Origin of the sequence: Pseudomonas sp. PB101 (assembly GCF_009764265.1) — a bacterium.
Taxonomy (GTDB): domain Bacteria; phylum Pseudomonadota; class Gammaproteobacteria; order Pseudomonadales; family Pseudomonadaceae; genus Aquipseudomonas.
Genome location: NZ_RWIR01000079.1, coordinates 12,756 through 35,582 on the forward strand (window position 1 = coordinate 12,756; position 22,827 = coordinate 35,582).

General features: G+C 59.7%; 17 protein-coding genes. 2 read left to right on the forward strand and 15 right to left on the reverse strand.

The features are described 5' to 3' along the window. Window positions 1–8: 8 nt before the first annotated feature. The 7 genes from nuoH to EI969_RS24325 all read right to left on the reverse strand — a co-directional run bounded on the left by nuoH (window position 9) and on the right by EI969_RS24325 (window position 8,671). A complete protein-coding gene (nuoH, locus tag EI969_RS24295; RefSeq protein WP_160390008.1) occupies window positions 9–1,016 on the reverse strand; it encodes an NADH-quinone oxidoreductase subunit NuoH in 1,008 nt (335 codons plus the stop codon). Continuing rightward, a complete protein-coding gene (gene nuoG / locus EI969_RS24300) occupies window positions 1,013–3,727 on the reverse strand; it encodes an NADH-quinone oxidoreductase subunit NuoG (protein ID WP_160390009.1) in 2,715 nt (904 codons plus the stop codon). The genes nuoH and nuoG overlap by 4 nt, the downstream gene beginning before the upstream one ends. A gap of 136 nt (window positions 3,728–3,863) precedes the next feature. After that, window positions 3,864–5,219 carry an NADH-quinone oxidoreductase subunit NuoF gene (gene nuoF / locus EI969_RS24305; protein ID WP_160390010.1) on the reverse strand — a complete coding sequence of 452 codons (1,356 nt, stop codon included), beginning with the start codon at window positions 5,217–5,219 and terminating at the stop codon, window positions 3,864–3,866. Next, window positions 5,216–5,713, reverse strand: coding sequence for an NADH-quinone oxidoreductase subunit NuoE (gene nuoE, locus EI969_RS24310; protein WP_160390011.1), 498 nt, complete (start codon window positions 5,711–5,713; stop codon window positions 5,216–5,218). The genes nuoF and nuoE overlap by 4 nt, the downstream gene beginning before the upstream one ends. Before the next feature lie 2 nt (window positions 5,714–5,715). After that, window positions 5,716–7,500 (reverse strand): NADH-quinone oxidoreductase subunit C/D, encoded by a 1,785-nt coding sequence (gene nuoC / locus EI969_RS24315; protein WP_110659245.1) that lies wholly within the window; start codon window positions 7,498–7,500, stop codon window positions 5,716–5,718. Window positions 7,501–7,572: 72 nt separating this feature from the next. Continuing rightward, window positions 7,573–8,247, reverse strand: coding sequence for an NADH-quinone oxidoreductase subunit B family protein (locus tag EI969_RS24320; protein WP_046037844.1), 675 nt, complete (start codon window positions 8,245–8,247; stop codon window positions 7,573–7,575). A 10-nt stretch (window positions 8,248–8,257) separates the two neighbouring features. Further along, window positions 8,258–8,671: an NADH-quinone oxidoreductase subunit A gene (locus tag EI969_RS24325; RefSeq protein ID WP_003223812.1), complete on the reverse strand. Its 414-nt coding sequence runs from the start codon at window positions 8,669–8,671 to the stop codon at window positions 8,258–8,260. A gap of 1,569 nt (window positions 8,672–10,240) precedes the next feature. Here EI969_RS24325 and EI969_RS24335 point away from each other — a divergent pair. Beyond that, window positions 10,241–11,455, forward strand: a complete 1,215-nt coding sequence (locus EI969_RS24335; RefSeq protein WP_160390012.1) for an MFS transporter — start codon at window positions 10,241–10,243, stop codon at window positions 11,453–11,455. A gap of 82 nt (window positions 11,456–11,537) precedes the next feature. Then, window positions 11,538–14,126 (forward strand): leucine--tRNA ligase, encoded by a 2,589-nt coding sequence (gene leuS, locus EI969_RS24340; RefSeq protein WP_160390013.1) that lies wholly within the window; start codon window positions 11,538–11,540, stop codon window positions 14,124–14,126. A gap of 245 nt (window positions 14,127–14,371) precedes the next feature. Here leuS and aceA read toward each other — a convergent pair whose 3' ends face one another. From aceA to EI969_RS24380, 8 genes are all read right to left on the reverse strand, one after another. Next, complete coding sequence (gene aceA, locus EI969_RS24345) at window positions 14,372–15,697, reverse strand: isocitrate lyase (protein ID WP_110662143.1); 1,326 nt, start codon at window positions 15,695–15,697, stop codon at window positions 14,372–14,374. Between the two features lie 476 nt (window positions 15,698–16,173). Then, entirely contained in the window at window positions 16,174–16,935 is a 762-nt protein-coding gene (locus tag EI969_RS24350; protein ID WP_160390014.1) for a secretin N-terminal domain-containing protein, read from the reverse strand. A gap of 337 nt (window positions 16,936–17,272) precedes the next feature. Continuing rightward, window positions 17,273–17,698, reverse strand: a complete 426-nt coding sequence (locus EI969_RS24355; protein ID WP_160390015.1) for a GNAT family N-acetyltransferase — start codon at window positions 17,696–17,698, stop codon at window positions 17,273–17,275. Then, window positions 17,691–18,860, reverse strand: a complete 1,170-nt coding sequence (locus EI969_RS24360; RefSeq protein ID WP_160390016.1) for a cupin domain-containing protein — start codon at window positions 18,858–18,860, stop codon at window positions 17,691–17,693. The genes EI969_RS24355 and EI969_RS24360 overlap by 8 nt, the downstream gene beginning before the upstream one ends. 86 nt (window positions 18,861–18,946) lie before the next feature. Then, a complete protein-coding gene (gene purB, locus EI969_RS24365) occupies window positions 18,947–20,317 on the reverse strand; it encodes an adenylosuccinate lyase (protein WP_007972090.1) in 1,371 nt (456 codons plus the stop codon). Between the two features lie 124 nt (window positions 20,318–20,441). Further along, window positions 20,442–21,065: a high frequency lysogenization protein HflD gene (gene hflD, locus EI969_RS24370; protein ID WP_150717149.1), complete on the reverse strand. Its 624-nt coding sequence runs from the start codon at window positions 21,063–21,065 to the stop codon at window positions 20,442–20,444. Then, window positions 21,062–22,195: a tRNA 2-thiouridine(34) synthase MnmA gene (mnmA, locus tag EI969_RS24375; protein ID WP_160390017.1), complete on the reverse strand. Its 1,134-nt coding sequence runs from the start codon at window positions 22,193–22,195 to the stop codon at window positions 21,062–21,064. The genes hflD and mnmA overlap by 4 nt, the downstream gene beginning before the upstream one ends. 59 nt (window positions 22,196–22,254) lie before the next feature. After that, on the reverse strand, window positions 22,255–22,701 hold the full coding sequence (locus EI969_RS24380) for an NUDIX hydrolase (RefSeq protein ID WP_160390018.1): 447 nt from the start codon (window positions 22,699–22,701) through the stop codon (window positions 22,255–22,257). Window positions 22,702–22,827: the final 126 nt, after the last annotated feature.

Sequence of the window (22,827 nt, forward strand, 5' to 3'; positions counted from 1 at the left end):
CTCTATCCTCACTGAGCCGCGACGGCGGGCGTGTTGAGCAACACGATCGCAGCGGTCACCAGCATGTTGACGAGGGTCAGCGGCAGGCAGAACTTCCAGCTGAAATCCATCACCTGGTCATACCGTGGGCGCGGGATCGATGCGCGCAGCAGGATGAACAGCATGATGAAGAACGCGGTTTTCAGTGCGAACCAGATGAACGGGATCTGCGGCAGGATGCCGAACGGACCGTGCCAGCCACCGAAGAACAAGGTCACCAGCAGCGCCGAGATCAGCACGATGCCGATGTACTCGCCGACGAAGAACATGCCCCATTTCATGCCGGCGTATTCAATGTGGTAACCGTCGGCCAGTTCCTGTTCCGCTTCCGGCTGGTCGAACGGGTGACGGTGAGTCACGGCCACGCCAGCGATGAAGAAGGTCAGGAAACCGAAGATCTGTGGAATGATGAACCACAGGTTCTGCGCCTGGTAGTCGACGATGTCGCGCATGTTGAACGAGCCGACCTGGATCACGATGCCCATCAGCGACAGGCCCATGAACACTTCGTACGACACGGTCTGCGCCGAGGCCCGCAAGCTGCCCAGCAGGGCGAACTTGTTGTTGCTCGACCAGCCGGCGAACAGCACCGCGTAGACCGACAGACCGGCCATGGCGAAGAAGAACAGGATGCCGATGTTCAGGTCCGCCACACCCCAGGTCGGGGTGATCGGGATGATCGCGAAGGCAATCAGCAGGGCGCTCATGGCGACTACCGGTGCCAGGGTGAAGATCATCTTGTCGGCGAATGGAGGCGTCCAGTCTTCCTTGAAGAACATCTTGATCATGTCGGCGGCGATCTGGAACGCGCCGAACGGACCCACGCGGTTCGGACCGTAACGGTCCTGCCAGAGGGCGAGCAAACGACGCTCGACCCAGCTGAGCAGGGCGCCGCAGACCACCACGGCGAGCAGAATCACCACGGCCTTGAGGACCGCGATGATCACATCGATCACTTCAGGAGTGAACCAGGTCATTGAGCTGCCTCCTGCAGACCGTCAACGGATTTGCCAAAGATTGCTGGCGGAATGCCGGCGATGCCCGCAGGCAATGCCACCAGGCCTGCGCCCAGCTCTTCATTGATGCGCAGCGGCAGACGCAGGGTCTGGCCGGCCACGTTCAGGCTCAGCATGGCGCCGTCGTTGACACCGAGGCGATCGGCTTCGGACTTGGCCAGGGCAACGTAGGCAGCCGGAATGCGTTCCTGAACCGGAGCGGCTTTCGAAGAGTTCTCTTCGCTGCCGAGCAGGTGGTAGAACGGCACGGCCTGCCAGGTACCTGGCGCCGGGTTGAACGCACGCGGAGCGCTGGCGAACCAGTTCAGCGAGTCACCGGTGCTCTCGATCAGGCGGGTGCCCGGGTCGCCAGCACGGATGTGACCGCCAACTTCGTCCTGGAACTTGTTCCAGGCTTGCGGCGAGTTCCAGCCCGGAGACCAGGCGAATGGCACTTGCTGACGCGGTTCAACCGAACCCGAGTAACCTTCCATCGAGAAGGCGAACGCGGTGTCCTTGTCCTGCGGGGTACGCGGTTCGTGCACGCTGATGTCGGCGCGCATGGCGGTACGACCGGAGTAACGCAGCGGTTCACGGGCCAGTTTCATGCCCTTGATGCGGAACGCGGCGGACGGTGCGGCGTCGACGATGCGGTTCAGGATCGAAGTGCTGGAAGCGACGGCAGCGGTGACGTGGTCCAGTTGGGTCCAGTCGATCGGCTGGTTCAGCAGGGTCGCGCGCAGGGCATGCAGCCAGCGCCAGCCTTCGTGAACCAGGATGCTCGCGTCCATGTACTTCGGATCGAAGACCTGGAAGAAGCGCTGGGCGCGGCCTTCCTGGCTGACCAGGGTACCGTCGCCTTCAGCGAAGCTGGCGGCTGGCAGGACCAGGTGCGCGCGATCGCTGGTGGCGGTCTTCTGATGGTCGGCGACGATCAGCACTTTGGCGGCGGTCAGGGCAGCATCGACCTTGGCCTTGTCGGTACGGGTGTACAGATCGTTTTCCAGCACGACGATAGCGTCGGCCTTGCCATCGATCACGGCTTGCAGCGCGGCGTCGACCGATTCGCCACCGAGCATGGCCAGGCCGAGGCTGTTGGCCTCTGGCACGATCAGGCTGATGGAACCGTTCTTCTCGCGCAGCTTCAAGGCTTTGGCGATGTTCGCGGCGGCTTCGATCAAGGCTTTGGAGCCCAGGGAAGTACCGGCGATGATCAGCGGGCGCTTGGCCGCGAGCAGGGCATCGGCAATGCGCTTGGCCAGTTCGAGGGCTTCAGCGTCCAGGCCTTCAACGGCCGGTGCGCTGGCGTCGAGGGCGTGAGCCACGGCGAAACCGATGCGGGCCAGGTCGTCTGGCGCGGCGTGAACGCACTCTTCGGCGATGTCGTCGAGCTTGGTTTCAGCCAGGCTGGCGATGAACAGCGGGTTCAGCGCGTGCTGACCGATGTTCTTCACGGCGGCGTCGAGCCAAGGCTGGACGCGCATGGCGTCGGCCATGTCTTCGGCCTTGCCCTTGACCGATTGACGCAGGGACAGGGCCATGCGCGCAGCAGTCTGGGTCAGGTCTTCACCGAGGACGAACACGGCGTCGTGGTCTTCGATGTCGCGCATGTTCGGCACTGGCAGCGGACTGTCTTTGAGCACCTGCAGGACCAGACGGATGCGCTCCAGCTCGGCAGCTTCGATACCCGAGTAGAAGTGCTCGGCACCGACCAGCTCGCGCAACGCGTAGTTGCTTTCGAGGCTGGCGCGAGGCGAACCGATACCGACGATGTTGCGACCGCGCAGCAGGTCGGCGGCTTTATCCAGCGCTTCGTCGAGGCTCAGCTTGGTGCCATTGGCCAGCAACGGCTGACGCGGACGGTCTTCGCGGTTGACGTAGCCATAGCCGAAACGGCCGCGGTCGCACAGGAAGTACTGGTTCACCGAACCGTTGAAACGGTTTTCGATGCGACGCAGTTCGCCGTAGCGCTCGCCCGGGGAGATGTTGCAACCGCTGGAGCAGCCATGGCAGATGCTCGGCGAGAACTGCATGTCCCACTTGCGGTTGTAGCGCTCGGAGTGAGTCTTGTCGGTGAACACACCGGTCGGGCAGACCTCGGTGAGGTTGCCGGAGAACTCGCTTTCCAGGGTGCCGTCTTCAACGCGACCGAAGTACACGTTGTCGTGGGCGCCGAATACACCGAGGTCGGTGCCGCCGGCGTAATCCTTATAGAAGCGCACGCAGCGGTAGCAAGCGATGCAGCGGTTCATTTCGTGGGAAATGAACGGGCCCAGTTGCTGGTTCTGGTGAGTACGCTTGGTGAAGCGGTAACGGCGCTCGTTGTGGCCGGTCATTACCGTCATGTCTTGCAGGTGGCAGTGACCGCCTTCTTCACAGACCGGGCAGTCGTGAGGGTGGTTGGTCATCAACCATTCAACAACGCTGGCGCGGAATGCCTTGGATTCTTCATCTTCGATGGAGATCCAGGTGCCGTCGGTGGCAGGCGTCATGCAGGACATGACGATGCGACCACGGGTGTCGTTCTCGTCGGTGTACTGCTTGACCGCGCACTGGCGGCAAGCGCCAACGCTGCCCAGGGCAGGGTGCCAGCAGAAATAAGGGATATCGAGGCCTAGCGACAGACATGCCTGTAACAGGTTGTCTGCCCCATCGACTTCGAGCTCTTTGCCGTCTACGTGGATAGTGGCCATGGTTCAAAGTTCTTCGTTGGCCCGGTGTCAGCGGGCGTGGCTAATGGAATCTTGTTATCCGCGTGAATCAACACAGCCGTTAAAGGCGTCATCACACGAAAAGCGAAGGGCACGGACCCTTCGCTTTTTTAAGCGTTTACGCGCCGACTACGATCGGCCTTGCCAGAGGCGGGACGGCGGCGCTGACAGGCGCGATACCGGCTTCGAACTCTGGACGGAAGTATTTGATTGCGCTGCCCAACGGCTCCACGGCGCCCGGTGCGTGAGCACAGAAGGTCTTGCCCGGGCCGAGGAAACCGACCAGACCCAGCAGGGTCTCGATGTCGCCTGGCTGGCCCTGGCCGTTCTCGATGGCCATCAGGAGCTTGACGCTCCATGGCAAGCCATCGCGGCACGGGGTGCAGAAACCGCAGGATTCACGGGCGAAGAACTGCTCCATGTTGCGCAGCAGGGACACCATGTTGACGCTGTCGTCCACCGCCATGGCCAGGCCGGTACCCATACGGGTGCCCACCTTGGCGATGCCGCCGGCGTACATTTGTGCGTCCAGGTGTTCCGGCAACAGGAAACCGGTACCGGCGCCGCCTGGCTGCCAGGCCTTGAGCTTGTAACCGTCGCGCATGCCGCCGGCGTAGTCTTCGAACAGCTCGCGACCGGTGACGCCGAACGGCAGTTCCCACAGGCCAGGGTTCTTGACCTTGCCGGAGAAGCCCATGAGCTTTGTGCCCATGTCTTCGCTGCCTTCGCGAGCCAACGATTTGTACCAGTCCACGCCGTCGGCGATGATCGCCGGCACGTTGCACAGGGTCTCGACGTTGTTCACGCAAGTCGGCTTGCCCCACACGCCAACGGCGGCAGGGAAGGGCGGCTTGGAGCGCGGGTTGGCGCGGCGGCCTTCGAGGGAGTTGATCAATGCGGTTTCTTCACCGCAGATGTAACGCCCGGCGCCGGTGTGGACGAACAGCTCGAAATCGAAGCCGCTGCCCAGGATGTTCTTGCCCAGCAGGCCCGCTGCCTTGGCTTCTTCCACGGCACGGTTGAGGTGCTTGGCGGCGGTGGTGTATTCGCCACGCAGGAAGATGTAGCCACGGTAGGTTTTCAGCGCGCGGGCACTGATCAGCATGCCTTCGATCAGCAGATGGGGCAGTTGCTCCATCAGCATGCGGTCTTTCCAGGTGTTCGGTTCCATTTCATCCGCATTGCACAGCAGGTAACGGATGTTGATGGATTCGTCCTTGGGCATCAGGCCCCACTTCACGCCAGTGGGGAAGCCTGCACCGCCGCGACCTTTAAGGCCGGCGTCTTTCACGGTCTGGACGATGTCGTCCTGAGCCATGTCGGCGAAGGCCTTGCGCGCAGCGGCGTACCCGTTCTTGGCCTGGTACTCGTCGAGCCATACGGCTTCGCCGTCGTCACGCAGACGCCAGGTGAGCGGGTGAGTCTCGGCCGAACGCTTGATGCGGTTGGCTGGACCGAAAGAAGTCAGGGTCATACGTAGCCCTCGAGCAATTTGGCAACGCCTGCGGGCTGCACATCACCGAAAGTGTCGTCATCGATCATCAACGCCGGCGCCTTGTCGCAGTTGCCGAGGCAGCAGACCGGCAGCAGGGTGAAACGACCGTCGGTGGTGGTCTGACCCAGGCCGATGCCCAGCTTGTTCTGGATTTCGCTGACCACCGACTCGTGGCCGCCGATGTAGCAGACCATGCTGTCGCAGACGCGAATGATGTGGCGGCCGACCGGCTGGCGGAAGATCTGGCTATAGAAAGTGGCCACACCTTCAACGTCGCTGGCAGGGATGCCGAGGATCTCGCCGATGGCGTACAAGGCGCCGTCCGGCACCCAGCCACGTTCCTTCTGGACGATCTTCAGGGCTTCGATCGACGCCGCGCGCGGGTCTTCGTAGTGATGCAGCTCGTGCTCGATGGCCGAGCGCTCGGATTCACTCAAGGTGAAACGGTCTGTCTGGATAAGCGTGCTGTTCATGCTTAGCGGTCCACGTCGGCCATAACGAAATCGATACTACCCAGGTACGCGATCAAGTCCGCGACCATGCTGCCTTTGATCACCGAAGGGATCTGCTGCAGGTGCGGGAAGCTTGGGGTGCGAATCCGGGTGCGGTAGCTCATGGTGCCGCCATCGCTCGTCAGGTAATAACTGTTGATGCCCTTGGTCGCTTCGATCATCTGGAAGGATTCGTTGGCCGGCATGACCGGGCCCCACGAAACTTGCAGGAAGTGCGTGATCAAGGTTTCGATGTGCTGCAGGGTGCGCTCTTTCGGTGGCGGCGTGGTCAGCGGGTGATCCGCCTTGTACGGGCCTTCCGGCATGTTGCGCAGGCACTGGTCGATGATCCTGATGCTCTGGCGCATCTCCTCGACACGCACGATGCAGCGGTCGTAGGCATCGCCATTGGCGGCCAGCGGCACTTCGAATTCGAAGTTCTCGTAACCCGAGTACGGACGCGCTTTACGCAGGTCGAAATCGCAACCGGTCGAACGCAGGCCGGCACCGGTGACGCCCCATTCCAGGGCCTCTTTGGTGTTGTAGTCGGCGACGCCGATGGTGCGGCCACGCAGGATGCTGTTGTCCAGTGCGGCTTTCTGGTATTCGTCCAGACGCTTGGGCATCCACTCGACGAAGTCCTTGACCAGTTTTTCCCAGCCGCGCGGCAGGTCGTGGGCGACGCCACCGATGCGGTACCAGGCCGGGTGCAGACGGAAACCGGTAATGGCTTCGATCACCGTGTACGCACGCTGGCGGTCGGTGAAGGTGAAGAACACCGGGGTCATGGCGCCGACGTCCTGGATGTAGGTACCCAGGAACAGCAGGTGGCTGGTGATCCGGAAGAACTCGGCCATCATGATGCGGATGACGTCGACCTTCTCGGGCACCTTGATGCCGGCCAGCTTCTCGACCGAGAGCACGTATGGCAGGTTGTTCATCACGCCGCCGAGGTAGTCGATACGGTCGGTGTACGGGATGAAGCTGTGCCAGGACTGACGCTCGGCCATCTTCTCGGCACCACGGTGGTGGTAACCGACGTCCGGTACGCAATCGACGATCTCTTCACCGTCCAGCTGCAGGATGATGCGGAACGCACCGTGCGCGGACGGGTGGTTCGGGCCGAGGTTGAGGAACATGTAGTCCTCGTTCGGGCCGGAACGCTTCATGCCCCAGTCTTCCGGCTTGAAGCGCGCGGACTCTTCCTCGAGCTGCTGCTTGGCCAGGTTCAGGGTGAACGGGTCGAACTCGGTGGCACGCGCCGGGAAGTCCTTGCGCAGCGGGTGACCTTCCCAGGTCGGCGGCATCATGATGCGCGACAGGTGCGGGTGGCCTTTGAAGTCGATGCCGAACATGTCCCAGACTTCACGCTCGTACCAGTTGGCGTTCGGCCAGATGCTGGTGACGGTCGGCAGGCTGAGGTCGCTTTCGGACAAGGCGACCTTGATCATTACGTCACTATTACGTTCGATCGACATCAGGTGATAGAACACGGAGAAGTCGACGCCGCTTGGCAGCCCTTGACGCTTGGTGCGCAGACGCTCGTCCACGCCGTGCAGGTCATAGAGCATGACGTACGGCTTGGGCAGGTTGCGCAGGAAAGTCAGGACTTCGACGAGTTTGGCGCGGGCAACCCAAAGCACCGGCATGCCGGTGCGGGTAGCCTGGGCGGTGAACGCCTCGGGGCCAAAACGGTTGTTCAGTTCGACGACCACATCCTGGTCGTCTGCCTTGTAAGGCGGGATGTACAGAGCACTGCCTGTAGTCATGGTTATTTATCGCTTTCGGTCAACGTAAAGAATGAAGCCAGTGTCACGTTCTATTAAAGAAGCAGATCTGGATCAGACTTCGTCGGGGCTGCGCAGGTTGGTGACTGCGATTCGCTGTTCGCGGCGCTTTTCCTTCTCGGAAGGCATCTCGGCGCGGTATACGCCTTGATCACCAACGACCCAGGAAAGCGGACGACGCTCCTGTCCAATCGATTCCTGCAACAGCATCAGGCCTTGCAGGAAAGCTTCAGGACGGGGCGGGCAGCCAGGCACGTAGACGTCCACGGGCAGGAACTTGTCCACCCCTTGAACGACGGAGTAGATGTCGTACATGCCACCGGAGTTGGCGCACGAACCCATGGAAATGACCCATTTAGGTTCGAGCATTTGCTCGTAGAGACGCTGAATGATCGGCGCCATCTTGATGAAGCAGGTACCGGCGATAACCATGAAATCCGCCTGACGCGGCGATGCCCGGATAACCTCGGCGCCAAAGCGCGCGATGTCGTGGGGCGCCGTGAAGGCGGTGGTCATTTCCACGTAGCAGCACGAAAGACCGAAGTTATACGGCCACAGGGAGTTCTTGCGCCCCCAGTTGATCGTGCCGTTAAGCACGTCTTCGAGCTTGCCCATGAAAATGTTTTTGTGGACTTGATCTTCTAACGGATCGGAAACGGTTTCCCGCTGGCCAATCGGATACTGCTCGTTAGGAGCATCGGGGTCGATCCTGGTGAGATTGTATTGCATTGCCAAAGCCTCATTGTTTCAGCTTCGCTTGCCGCTTGCGCCGAGCTTCCGGAGCCCAGTCAAGGGCGCCCACTCGGAATAGGTAGACAAGGCCTGCCAACAGAATTGCTATGAAAACGAGAGCTTCGACGAATCCGGTCCAGCCGCTTTCGCGGACGGACACAGACCATGCAAAGAGAAAGAGGGCTTCGATATCGAAGATCACGAAGAGCATCGCGACCAGATAGAATTTGGCTGAGAGCCGCAAGCGGGCGCCACCTGTAGGTAGCATGCCGGACTCGAACGGTTCGTTTTTGCTGCGGCCCCAGGCTTTTGACCCGAGGAGGCTGGAAACGCCCAGCATGAAGGCACAGAGGCCGACGACGCCTAGAAGGAAAATGGCAAAGCCCCAGTTATGGGCCATGAGTCCTGTCGCTTCGGGCATGCTGGTAATCCTTAACAGAGAGCAAAGGTCTCTGAGCTTGAAAAGAAACAAAAGCAGTGACGATATGTCGCAGCAATCAATCCCGCTGATTTTATGGCTAAACACCCGGCAAGTAAAATTCCTATAGCGAAATTTATTATAGGAATAAGGACATAGCGCGCTTGAAAACTCCCGCAGGCCTTGCCCCTTGGGCATTAGCCGGCATTTCGCCAATTATGTTTTGTAGGGAATGTAACGAACATAGTTACAGCTAAATGATAATCAATATTGTTTGGCTTGGTTTTTAAACTGTTTACCCGGTGGCGAGTTGGGAAGTTGTCTTATATGGGCGTTACTGCAAGTAGCGGCGGGGTGCGTTTTAGCGGATTTTTCTGAGGGCGATAGCGCTCTGGATCAATGTTTTTCCGGGCCGCCATCATCTCCTGTAGGAGCGAGCCTGCTCGCGATGGTCGTCAACGATGACGCTGGCAGCCTGACACCCAGCGGTGTCCTGGAGTTAATCGCGAGCAGGCTCGCTCCTACAGGGGAGGGGCGGTGTTTGTTGAATCGCGCGCAAAAAAAACGCCCCGAACCAGTCGGGGCGTCAGATGTGCAGCGCTGCGGTTAGCTTTCTATTCGGCCCGCAACGGCTGATGTCTCAGGCGAAGCAGATCAGTGGAACTGTTCTTCTTCAGTCGAACCGGTCAGTGCGGTTACCGAAGACGAGCCACCCTGGATCACGGTGGTCATGTCGTCGAAGTAGCCGGTGCCCACTTCCTGCTGGTGAGCCACGAAGGTGTAACCCAGTCACTAAGGGCTACATAAGCACCGATGTCCCGAGATTGCGGTTTGGTTCGTTGGGTGAAGCGGCGAATGTCTCATGCGCCAAACCCAAGTAAGATCAGCGGCGGCTGGCCAAGACCGGGCAATGCCTCATCCCAATAGAAATAAATTGCGTACGCCCGCCGCGACTTCCCGGTGTCTCTAAATGCAGCTGTGCCCCCCGTCAATTACCAAATCGGCACCGATCATCCGTGCTGATTCATCAGATGCCAGGAGGATGGCTCGGGCTCTGCTATCTGTTGTGTTTTGGAGGTTTTTGGTCGGTTTTCGGAAAACTCCTACGGATCATTCATTTTAAAAAGAGCGACCTTTCTTAAAGTGTTGATGAAGCTGGTTCTGTGGGGTTGATAGTGGGCTGCCGTTAGGTAAATTCGGTGGCTAGAGAGGAGGCATTGAAATTGGTGCTGGTCTGTATCTTGATTCTAGAGAGACGTCATGTGCGCCTCTCTGCTATCGGATGAACAATTGGCCCGGGCCGAAGGGATCATCGCCGTTTATTTGGTCGTCATCGATGCGCCATTAATTGCCAGAATGCATCGTTGCCGTGAAGCGACTGTTCGCAGTACCCCACAGCTTCGGCCTGCCCCGCAACATGTTGCGAGTGGCCGTTCCTGTTCAGTCGGACTTCAAAACATTCCTAAAAGCGATATTGCGCGGAAGCGGCAATGCTTGTTGCAGGAGTGATGTCACAAAACAGCGGTTCGGTAACGCTTGCTGACAGGATGTTTAAAACTCAGGACGCAATGGATGAAAGGACGTCACCCGCTGAAAAGGATTGGCCTGGCGGCTGAGATGCGCAATATCGTTTTGCTCCGGTTGCTGTTCGTCATGGCAAATGCCTTGGGGCCTTTTGCGGCCTTGTTTTTTCAACGTCATTACCAGCTCGACAGTTCGGCGGTGGCCTTGGTGATCACGCTGATGTCGGCGTTCTATCTGGTGGGCAATCTGTTAGGCGGGGCGCTCGTCGGTCGTTATTCCTTCCGGGCGCTTTTGATCAGTACCTCGTCCTGTTCATCGGTGTTTTTGTTGTTCGCTGCCGTGTCCAGCTCATCGATCGCCTCCATTGCTATGGTGTTGTTGTTCATGCTGTGCGCGGGTCTGATCACGCCGGTATTCAGTGTCCTCACGTCCTTGGCGGCGGATGAAGGCAACCGCATCGCCTCCTTTGGCTATTTACACCTGGCCAGCAATCTGGGGGGCGCGCTGCTGTTCGTGATAGGTGGGTATTTGCTCGGCCTCGACAGTCACTACCTGATGCTTTTTGCGATGGTCGTGAGTGTGTTGTGCTTTTTGGCGAGTGTCGTTCTGGCACTGCCGGAGCGCCCGAGCGCTGTGCCTGAGGCCAGAAGGGCTTCCCTCGGCACGATGGTCGACGTGCCAAGGATCGTGATCGTTGCGGGCGCCATGTTCTTTGCGTTGTCGGTGCTGGATGCACAGCGTGAATATCAGCTGCCTCTATGGCTTGACATGGTGACGGCGGGTAAGGCCGCCAGCTTGTTCGGTGCTGTCGGTATCGTCAATGCCTTGCTGGTGATCTTGTTGACGCAACCATTGATAGCGTTGACGTCGCGTTTCGGGGCGCTTACCAATCTGTCCATGGCTGCGGTTTTTTACGGTATCGGATTTGGCGCCTACGCCTTTTTCGAGCAGATGATACTGATCCTGTCGTTTGTTTTCTTCTGGACGTTGGGTGAGATTCTCGGCATTACCTACATCACTGCGTTGATTTCTCAGAAAACCACATTGCAAACCCAGGCCAGTCTTTTTTCTCTTATTCCGACCGTGCTGGCGGGGGCGAGGATGGTATCCGTAGGGCTGGGCGCCTCGTTGATCGCCGGGGTCGGTTTCCAACTGAGCTGGAGTCTCTACGGGCTGGTGGGCATCCTGTTTGGAGGCGGCTGTCTTTTGGTTGCGGCCAGGATGGCTGCAGCGCCCCGTGTTCCATCGCCGGACAGGAATTGAAGCATTAGACCGGCAACTTTTAAAGGAGTGTGAGCCGAGCGAATCATTTGTCGTTCAGCTCCAGCAATGTCAAGGAACCTCTATGCGACCGCAGTATGATCCAGCCTGGGTTGAAAGTACGGCGCAGGCCAAATGGCTTCTAGGTAATGTATTCAGGGCGGTCGAAGATGACAGTCGGCCCAAGTTTTATGCCTGCTCCATGCTCCCTTATCCCTCGGGTAAGTTGCACATGGGGCACGTACGCAACTATACGATCAACGACATGTTGGCCCGTCATTTGCGCATGAAGGGATTCAATGTGCTAATGCCGATGGGCTGGGACGCTTTCGGTTTGCCGGCAGAGAATGCGGCCATGCAGTCGGGTGTTTCTCCCGCCGAGTGGACACGGCTGAACATTGCGGACATGAAGGCGCAAATGCAGCCGCTGGGACTGGCCTTCGATTGGTCGCGCGAGATCGCCACCTGCGACCCACAGTATTACAAATGGAGTCAGTGGTTCTTCCTCAAGCTGCTGGAAAAGGGCGTGGCCTACAAGAAAACCCAGATAGTCAACTGGGATCCTGTCGACCAAACGGTGCTGGCCAATGAGCAAGTGATCGACGGTCGAGGCTGGCGCTCGGGGGCGCTGGTCGAGAAGCGGGAAATTCCCGGGTACTACCTGCGTATCACGCAATATGCCGAAGAGTTGCTGTCTGCCATCGACACACTGGATGGCTGGCCCGACAGGGTGCGCGCCATGCAGTGCAATTGGATCGACAAGGCGAGCGGTGTTCGTCTGGCATTTGCCCACCGAATCCGGGATGCGTCGGAGCAACTGATCGATGCAGGCAAGCTGTGGGTGTTCACAACCCGGGTGGATACGCTTATGGGGGTGACCTTCTGTGCCATTTCTCCCGAGCATGCACTTGCCAGGCGTGCTCTGGAGCTTGATCCCAGCCTTGAGTCGCAGGTGCGGGCGTGTCGTCAAGCGGCAGAGGCCGGTCCGGCCTCCAGCGCCCAGGTCAAGATCGGCGTTCCCAGCGGTTTGCACGTCGAGCACCCGTTGACCGGTGAGCCTGTCGCCCTTTGGATTACCAGTTACGTGCTCAGCGAATATGGTGAAGGCGCCTTGATGGCCGTGCCTGCCCACGATAAGCGTGACTTCGACTTTGCCAATCAATACGGATTGCCTGTTCGGCAGGTCATTGCTTGCGCCGATCAGGTGTATGACTTTCAAGTCTGGTCAGACAGCCATGCCAGTCGGGACGGTCATCTTATCAACTCCGGCGTCTACGATGGGCTGACTGTCGCACAGGCCACCCAGGCCATCGTCGTGGCGTTGGTTGAACGTGGGATGGGCGAGGAAACCACCACTTGGCGCCTGCGCGATTGGGGGATTTCACGGCAACGTTACTGGGGGACGCCTATCCCCATCATTCTTTGTGAACATTGTGGCGACGTCCCGGTGCCTTACTCGGATCTACCCGTAGTGTTACCAACCGAATGCATTCCCGACGGCAGCGCAAACCCGTTGCTGGCGCATGACGGGTTTCGCCATGTGGCTTGCCCCCGCTGTGCGGCTCCGGCGCTACGGGAAACGGACACCTTGGACACCTTCGTCGACTCGAGCTGGTATTTCATGCGCTATTGCGATCCCGACAGTGATACCGCGATGGTCGGGCCTGGCAGTCGATACTGGATGCCCATCGATCAATACATCGGCGGTATCGAGCACGCGGTGCTGCATTTGCTGTACGCCAGGTTCTGGACCCGGGCTATGCGGGATGAAGGGTTGGTGACGTTCAGCGAACCGTTCAAGAACCTGTTCACCCAAGGCATGCTGTTGCGGGAAAGTTATTACCGAAACGCGGATGATGGCAGTCGGCGATGGTTTTATCCGGCGCAGGTGACGGTCGAGTGCGATGAAAAAAGTCGACCGGTGAAGGCTACGGCGCTTGAGGACGGTTTGCCCGTCATCATTGGCGGCGTGGAAAAAATGTCGAAGTCGAAGAACAACGTTGTCGAGCCGAAGGACATCATTGACAGGTTCGGCGCCGACACTGCCCGTTTGTTTACCATTTTCGCGGGACCTCCCGACCAGGACACGATCTGGAGCGACAGTGGGGTCGAGGGGGCTTATCGCTTCCTGCGCCGGCTATGGACGTTTGCCTGTGACAGTCAGGCCCGGGACAGCAGGGACGATCGGGTTGAGGACGTTGCCGAATCCACCGTGCGCTTTGAGATGCATCGCTTGCTACGGCAGATCAACAACGATTACGAGCGGATGCAATACAACACAGTAGTGTCGGGTGCGATGAAGATGCTCAAGGTGCTGGAGGGGGGCAGGTCGGCCGGCCTCCAGGTGGCCCGCGAGGGGATGGCGATCCTGTTGCAAGTCCTGAATCCCGTGACGCCGCATATCACCCAGACACTCTGGTCGGAACTGGGGTTCCCAGGCGACATTTATGACAGTTCATGGCCTGTGCCGGACTATGAAGCCTTGAAACAGAATGAAGTAAGAATGATGGTGCAAGTCAACGGCAAGTTGCGTGGGGAAATCCTGATCCAGGCTGATGCCGATCACGACGCAATACGGATCCAGGCATTGGCTGATCCAGTGTTGCGCAGCTATCTCGAAGGCGCGAGCAGGATGATTGTGGTGCCCAACCGACTGGTTAACTTCGTTATCTGATTCTCGATCGCTTACTCCGCTGCCGCCCCTTGTAGGAGCTGGCTTGTCGGATCGCCGCACCGCAGCGAAGACGGCCTCAAGCTTGCAGCGCTCATAAAGACGCCTTCGCCGGCAAGCCGGCTCCTACAAGGGCGGGGTGAATTCCGGGCAAAAAAACGCCCCGAACCAGTCGGGGCGTCAGATGTGCAGCGCTGCGGTTAGCTTTCTATTCGGTCCGCAGCGGCTGATGTCTCAGTCGAAGCAGATCAGTGGAACTGTTCTTCTTCGGTCGAACCGGTCAGTGCGGTTACCGAAGACGAGCCACCCTGGATCACGGTGGTCATGTCGTCGAAGTAGCCGGTGCCCACTTCCTGCTGGTGCGCCACGAAGGTGTAACCCTTGGAGGCGTCAGCGAATTCCTGCTCTTGCAGCTTCACGTAGGCAGTCATGTCGTTGCGGGCGTAGTCGTGCGCCAGGTTGAACATGCTGTGCCACATGTTGTGAATGCCGGCCAGGGTGATGAACTGGTGCTTGTAGCCCATGGCGGACAGTTCGCGCTGGAACTTGGCGATGGTCGCGTCGTCCAGGTTTTTCTTCCAGTTGAAGGAAGGCGAGCAGTTGTACGACAGCAGTTGGTCCGGGTATTCCTTCTTGATCGCTTCAGCGAAGCGACGAGCCTCGTCCAGGTCCGGCTTGGCGGTTTCGCACCAGATCAGGTCGGCGTATGGAGCGTAAGCCAGGCCGCGAGCGATGGCCTGGTCCAGACCGGCGCGAACCTTGTAGAAACCTTCCTGGGTGCGTTCGCCAGTCACGAATGGCTGGTCGTACGGGTCGCAGTCCGAAGTCAGCAGGTCAGCGGCGTTGGCGTCGGTACGGGCCAGGATGATGGTCGGAGTACCGGCGACGTCAGCAGCCAGGCGAGCAGCGGTCAGCTTCTGTACGGCTTCCTGGGTAGGAACCAGTACCTTGCCGCCCATGTGGCCGCATTTCTTCACGGAAGCCAGTTGGTCTTCGAAGTGAACGCCGGCGGCGCCTGCTTCGATCATGCTCTTCATCAGCTCGTAAGCGTTCAGTACGCCGCCGAAACCGGCTTCAGCGTCAGCCACGATCGGCGCGAAGTAGTCGATGTAGCCAGCGTCGCCTGGGTTCTTGCCGGCTTTCCACTGGATCTGGTCGGCGCGACGGAACGAGTTGTTGATGCGCTTGACCACGGTTGGAACCGAGTCCACCGGGTACAGCGACTGGTCCGGGTACATCGATTCGGCGGAGTTGTTGTCCGCAGCCACTTGCCAGCCCGACAGGTAGATCGCCTGGATACCGGCCTTGACTTGTTGCACAGCCTGGCCGCCGGTCAGGGCGCCCATGCAGTTGACGAAATCTTTTTCAGGACGGAAGGCCGGCTTGGCACCCTGGGTAACCAGGTTCCACAGCTTCTCGGCGCCCATTTTTGCAAAGGTGTGCTCTGGTTGAACCGAGCCACGCAGGCGGACGACGTCAGCAGCGGAGTAAGTGCGTGTCACGCCTTTCCAGCGCGGGTTTTCAGCCCAGTCTTTTTCGAGGGCTGCAATTTGCTGTTCGCGTGTCAGTGCCATGGGAGATAAACCTCGTCGCGTCTTTATGAAAAGTTGTTCTGCGGTGGAAAATTCCTGCGCTCGCTGACCAGAAGCTTTGATGGTCAAGTCGGATTCGGCGGGGAGGGCGACAAGATGAACGATGGGCTCGAGGGGAAGTGAGCAGGTAAAGGCGAACTGCGGGCGCATTCGGGCGTCGTGGGCCTTGGTACGAACATCAGTGTGGTGCCGGGTTACCTAATTACGCTTCCGTCCCTCGGGACAACTTCGTTCCAGTCGACAACCTCGTCAAACACACCTTGTGGGCGGTACAGACACGAAGCGGTTCGCGGGGGTAGGTTGCGAACATCGCCTCGAAGGCCCTTGCCAGGGCCCCTGATTAGCGGGAGCGAGGCCATCATGCCTTCGCTTTTTTGGCTCGTCAAACGTTTTGTAGTGCTTTTTTTCAGGCACTACATCTTTGGTCTAATACGACTCGCCGGTCAGTTTTCGGTGGTTTAGTCCAGGGTGTCGACTTTCACCCGCAAAGTCATGTCGTTGCGACCCTGGGTCGAGTAGCTGCGGGTCTGGCCCTGTTTGTCGGCCTGGGTCTGGCCATTGACCCCGGCCAGCAGGATCCACTCACCGAGGTGGCCGGTGACGGTTGTGTCGGTGCTTTGTACGTTCACTACATCGGGACGTTCCTGGCTCATGCGGTCGCGGTTGGTGCTGATCGACAGGTGAACGATGTCGCCGGTGACGTTTGCGGTGACGTAGAAACCCTGGGTGACGTTGCGGTATTCGGTCTGGCTGCGCAGGTCGCCGTAGGAATCGGTCTGCGAGCTGGTCAGCGGCACGCTCTGGCCCACCTGGATCAGCGCCGGCGCGCCTTCGCTGGCCTGCACTTGCTGGATGCCGCCATCGCGGCTGTCGGTGCTGTAGTTGATGATGCGGGTCTGGTTTGGCTTGGCGCCGTTCACCGAATAACCCTGGTCACCCTGGAAGTTGTTGTCGCTGGTGTCGACGGTGATCAGCAGGCGCTTGGGTGCGGTATCGAGTTGTGAAAGAAGGGCTTTAAGTTCGTCGATCTTGCGCTGATCGGCGTTGACGATGAGTTGATTGCCGTAGGCGCTGACCTGACCGTCCTTGCCGATGAAATCCTGCGCGACGGGCAGCATGTCGGCGCTGGTGCGGTATTTCAGCGGCACGATTTCGGTGGCGGCCATGACCGAAAAACTGCAGGTCACCAGCAGGGTGGTGAGCAGGGTGCGTAGGGACATATCCGTTATCTCCGTTGTGTAGGAGCGAGCCTGCTCGCGATGGAGGCGAGGGCGCCGCGGGGTGTCAGGCTTGCAGTGTCATCGTTGAAGATCTTCGCGAGCAAACTCGCTCCTACAGGTATTGATGTTGCCAGTTTGTCGGCCTGTTGTGGCGGTAGTTGAATCCTAGACGGCAAAACGCCCCGGCATCAGAGATGGCGGGGCGTTTTGTGGTGTGCCTGCGGGCCTCTTCGCGAGCAGGCTCGCTCCCACAGGGGATCTCCAGTGAACACAGGATTTGTGCCCATTAGAGCTCCAATGTGGGAGCGAGCCTGCTCGCGAAAGGTGCTACCCGGTCCTAAGCCGAATGACGAACCATGTCCACATGCGGAATCCCGGCTTCCAGGAACTCCTCACTGACCATGTTGAAGCCCAGGCGCTCATAGAACGCCGTGGCCTGCACTTGAGCGCTGAGCATCTGCTGCTTGAGTCCGCGCTCTTCGGCTTCACCGATCACGGCTTGCATCAGCGCATCGCCGACTTTCAGGCCGCGCCAGTCCTTGAGTACCGAGACCCGGCCGACGTGCCCGTCGGGCAGTAGGCGCGCGGTGCCGATTGGAAAGTCGCCTTCGTAAGCGAGGAAGTGCACTGCATCAATGTCATCGGCATCCCATTCCAGTTCTGGCGGAACGGATTGCTCGGCGACGAACACCGCTTCACGAATGCGCCGGATCTCGGCGTTGTCCTTCTGCCAGTCTGCGACACGTACGTGAATCTTATTCATCGGCAAACCCCAGGCTTCCTTGCTTGACCAGTTCGCACAGCAGGCCGCGACCGTCTTCGTCTTTCAGCCATTCACCGAGGTTGTCGGCGTGCAGCGCGTCGGCAGCGCAGATCATCTTCAGCAGTTCGCGCAGTTTGCCCGGCAGATAACGGCTCTGGCCGCTGGCGAACAGCAGCAGGTCGTCATCGACTTCCGACCATGCCAGGCGTGCGCTCGGGTTGCGAATCAGGATCGCGCCTTGCTCCAGATCGTTGATGAAATCGTCTTCTGCGATTTCTTCCGGGCCTGTTACCAGCTCCGGGTAGCGTGGTTCGGTCATGAACTGGCCGAACCAGGTCAGCAGCAGGCGCTCATCGCTCATGTGCTCGGCCAGCAGGCCTTTCAGGCGGTCGAGTGCATCGCGCTGGATCTGGTGAGGGTCGGCGGTCGGCACGGCGTCGGCGTCGGTGTAGCGTTCTTCGTCCGACAGGAACTGGCTGAGGAAGTCAGTGAAGTGGGTCAGCACTTCAGCGGCGCTCGGCGCGCGGAAACCGACCGAGTAGGTCATGCACTCATCAACGGCAACGCCGCAATGGGCCAGGCGCGGTGGGAGGTAGAGCATGTCGCCCGGTTCCAGCACCCATTCGTCGGTGGCTTCGAATTCGGCGAGGATGCGCAGGTCGGCGTGGGCCAGCATCGGGCTCTCGGTGTTGCACATCTGGCCGATCTTCCAGTTGCGCTTGCCGTGGCCTTGCAGCAGGAACACGTCGTAGTTGTCGAAATGCGGACCGACGCTGCCACCTGGCGCGGCGTAGCTGATCATGACGTCGTCGATGCGCCAGCTCGGCAGAAAACGGAAGTTTTCCAGCAGTTCGCTGACTTCCGGCACGAACTGATCCACGGCTTGCACCAGCAGTGTCCAGTCAGTCTCAGGCAGCTTGCTGAATTCATCTTCGGCGAACGGGCCGCGACGCAGTTCCCACGGACGCTCGCCATTCTCGATGATCAGGCGCGATTCGACTTCTTCTTCCAGCGCCAGGCCGGCCAGTTCGTCGGCGTCGATCGGGCTTTCGAAATCAGGAATCGCCTGACGGATCAACAGCGGCTTTTTCTGCCAGTAGTCGCGCAGGAATTCCCGTGCCGTGATGCCGCCCAGAAGTTGAAGAGGAATATCAGGATTCATGTGTAACCTATTGAAAAAATGCACTTTTCAGACGGGAATAAAAACGCCCGGCGCGGCCGGGCGTCTTAAAAGGGTCTAGCGGTCGATCAGATGCGCTTGGCTTGTTCCACAGCGTTGCCGATGTAGTTGGCCGGGGTGAGCAATTTCAGCTCGGCCTTGGCGGCGGCTGGCATGTCCAGGCCGTCGATGAAAGTCTGCAGCGCTTCTGGGCTGATGCCCTTGCCGCGGGTCAGTTCTTTCAGCTTTTCGTACGGGTTTTCGATGTTGTAGCGACGCATCACGGTCTGGATCGGCTCGGCCAGTACTTCCCAGCAGGCGTCCAGGTCGGCGGCGATCTTCTGCTCGTTGAGCTCCAGCTTGCTGATGCCTTTGAGGCTGGCTTCGTACGCGATCACGCTGTGGGCGAAGCCGACGCCGAGGTTGCGCAGTACGGTGGAGTCGGTCAGGTCGCGCTGCCAGCGGGAGATCGGCAGCTTGCTCGCCAGGTGCTGGAACAGTGCGTTGGCGATGCCCAGGTTGCCTTCGGAGTTTTCGAAGTCGATCGGGTTGACCTTGTGCGGCATGGTCGACGAACCGATTTCGCCAGCGATGGTGCGCTGTTTGAAATAACCCAGGGAGATGTAGCCCCAGATGTCGCGGTCGAAGTCGATCAGGATGGTGTTGAAGCGCGCGATCGCGTCAAACAGCTCGGCAATGTAGTCGTGCGGTTCGATCTGCGTGGTGTACGGGTTGAAGCCCAGGCCCAGTTCGTCTTCGATGAAGGCGCGGGCGTTGGCTTCCCAGTCGATCTCAGGGTAGGCCGACAGGTGAGCGTTGTAGTTGCCCACGGCGCCGTTGATCTTGCCCAGCAGCGGCACGGCAGCGACTTGAGCGATCTGGCGCTCCAGGCGATAGACCACGTTCGCCAGTTCTTTGCCCAGGGTGGTCGGCGAGGCCGGCTGACCGTGGGTGCGCGACAGCATCGGCACGTCGGCGAAGCGGATGGCCAGTTCGCGGATGGCGTTGGCGGTCTGGCGCATCAGCGGCAGCATCACGTCATCACGGCCTTCGCGCAGCATCAGGGCGTGGGACAGGTTGTTGATGTCCTCGCTGGTGCAGGCAAAGTGGATGAACTCGCTGACCTTGGCCAGTTCCGGCAACTTGGCCGCTTGCTCCTTGAGCAGGTACTCAATGGCTTTGACGTCGTGGTTGGTGGTGCGCTCGATCTCTTTGACGCGCTCGGCGTGCTCCAGAGAGAAGTTTTCCGCCAGGGTGTTGAGCACAGCATTGGCTTCGGCGGAGAACGCCGGCACTTCGCTGATGGCAGGGTGAGCGGCCAGGCGCTGGAGCCAGCGCACTTCAACCAGGACGCGGGCACGGATCAGGCCGTACTCGCTGAAAATTGGGCGCAGGGCCTGGGTTTTGCCGGCGTAGCGGCCGTCAACAGGGGAAACCGCAGTGAGCGAAGAGAGCTGCATGGGGTGTTCTCGGACAGTCGGGCAACGAAATGGGGCGCGTATCATACATGAAAAAATCCGCCGGTCCGTCGCCAACTGACCGGCGTATTACGCGTATTGCTAAGTTCGGTGCTGTCGATGCGGGTTATTCGTTACGCATCAATGGGTAAAGCTCTTTGAGCAATTTGCGACGGCTGACCACCAACTGCCAGCGATGACCGCCCAATTGCCGCCACAGGCGCGCCGAGCGGATGCCGGCCAGCAGCAGGGCACGAATTTTCGAGGCGTTGCTCGGTTGTTGCAGGTTGCGCATGTCGCCGTGCACCTGGATGCGTTGGCGCAGGGTGCTCAGGGTGTCCTGATACAGCGCGCCGCAGGCGGCGATCACGTTTTCGTGGGCCGGGCCGAAGTGTTCGACCTGGGACTGAATCTGCGGCAGACGCTTGCCGATCACCTCGAGCATGTCCTCGCGCTTGGCCAGTTGGCGCTCAAGGCCGAGCATCGCCAGGGCATAGCGCAGCGGCTCGCGCTGCAGGGCGCTTGGATCACGCTCGAGGGCGCCGATCAGGGCGCGGTAGCCTTCACGCAGGTTGATGTCGTCGCCGCCATAGACTTCCAGGGTGTCCTTGGGGTCGCGGATCAGCAGGCTGCCGAGCATGCAGGTCAGGCCGGCTTCGTTGGTCTGGCCGGACTTGGCAATCCTGTCCACCAGCACAGCGGCAAGAAACACGCCGCCCAGTGCTGTCAGTTGCTCCTGAATCGGGTTCATAGGGCCTGGCCCTTGCTCGTCCACGGCTCGGCAACTTCAATCACGCCGCCGCCGAGGCAGATTTCGCCGTCATAGAACACCACGGACTGGCCCGGAGTCACCGCGCGTTGCGGATCGTCGAAGGTCGCGCGATAACCGCTGGCGGTTTTTTCCAGGGTGCAGGGCTGGTCGCTCTGGCGATAGCGCACTTTGGCGGTCAGCTTGCGTGGCTCGGTCAGGTCGATCGGGTTGACCCAGTAGATGTCCGAAGCGAGCAGGGCGCGGGAGAACAGCCACGGGTGATCATTGCCCTGGCCAACGATCAGCTCGTTGTGTTCCAGGTCCTTGATCAGCACGTACCACGGCTCGTCGCTGGCGTCTTTCAGGCCGCCGATGCCCAGGCCCTGACGCTGGCCGATGGTGTGATACATCAGGCCGTGGTGGCGGCCGATGATTTCACCTTCGGTGGTCTTGATCTCGCCCGGTTGCGCCGGCAGGTACTGCTTGAGGAAGTCGCTGAAGCGGCGCTCGCCGATAAAGCAGATCCCGGTGGAATCCTTTTTCTTCGCGGTCGCCAGTTCGTACTTCTCGGCAATCGCGCGCACCTGTGGTTTTTCCAGTTCGCCGACCGGGAACAGGGTCTTGGCGATCTGTTCACCGCCGACGGCATGCAGGAAGTAGCTCTGGTCCTTGTTCGGGTCCAGGCCCTTGAGCAGTTCGGTGCGGCCGTCGATGTCGCGGCGACGCACGTAGTGGCCGGTGGCGATCAGGTCGGCGCCCAGCACCATGGCGTAGTCGAGGAACGCCTTGAACTTGATTTCGCGGTTGCACAGGATGTCCGGGTTCGGCGTGCGTCCGGCCTTGTATTCGGCGAGGAAATGCTCGAACACGTTGTCCCAGTACTCGGCGGCGAAGTTGGCGGTGTGCAGCTTGATGCCAATCTTGTCGCACACGGCCTGGGCGTCCGCCAGGTCATCCATGGCGGTGCAGTATTCCGTTCCATCGTCTTCTTCCCAGTTCTTCATGAACAGGCCTTCCACCTCATAACCCTGCTCGATCAGCAGGAGGGCGGAAACGGAAGAGTCCACGCCGCCGGACATGCCGACAATGACGCGCTTCTTTTGTGTGTCAGAAGGGGCTGGATCACGCATAGGGATTCAATGAGTGTCTTGAAAAAGGACGCGATTCTAACAGGCTGGAGCCTGCATGGCTAAAGAGAAGGACGGATCAATTCGAGGCCGAAGTGATTGCCTGCCAGATAGTCGTCGATGCAGCGGATGATCAGCTCGCTGCGCCAGTTGTCGCGCTGCTCGATTAATTCTTCGCGGGTCAACCACTTGGCGCCGACGATGCCGTCGTCCAGTTGATAGTCCGGGCGATGTTTCAGTGCTTTGGCGATGAAGCACACCCGCTGGTAGGTCACGCCGTTGCTCGGTGCGGTGTACAGGTAAATGCCCAGTACGCCGGTCGCTTCGACGTCCCAGCCGGTTTCCTCGAGGGTTTCGCGCACGGCGGCTTCGGTGAGGGTTTCATGCGGGTCAAGGTGACCGGCGGGCTGGTTGAGCACCACGCGCCCGTGCTTGAGTTCCTCGACCATCAGGAAGCGGCCGTTATCTTCGACGATGGTGGCGACGGTGATGTGGGGTTTCCAGTCCATAAAATGCCCTCGATGTTGAAATGCGATCCCTGTAGGAGCCGGCTTGCTGGCGATAGCGGCGTATCAGTCAACGAAGATATGAATGATAAACCGCTATCGCCAGCAAGCCGGCTCCTACAGGGTTTT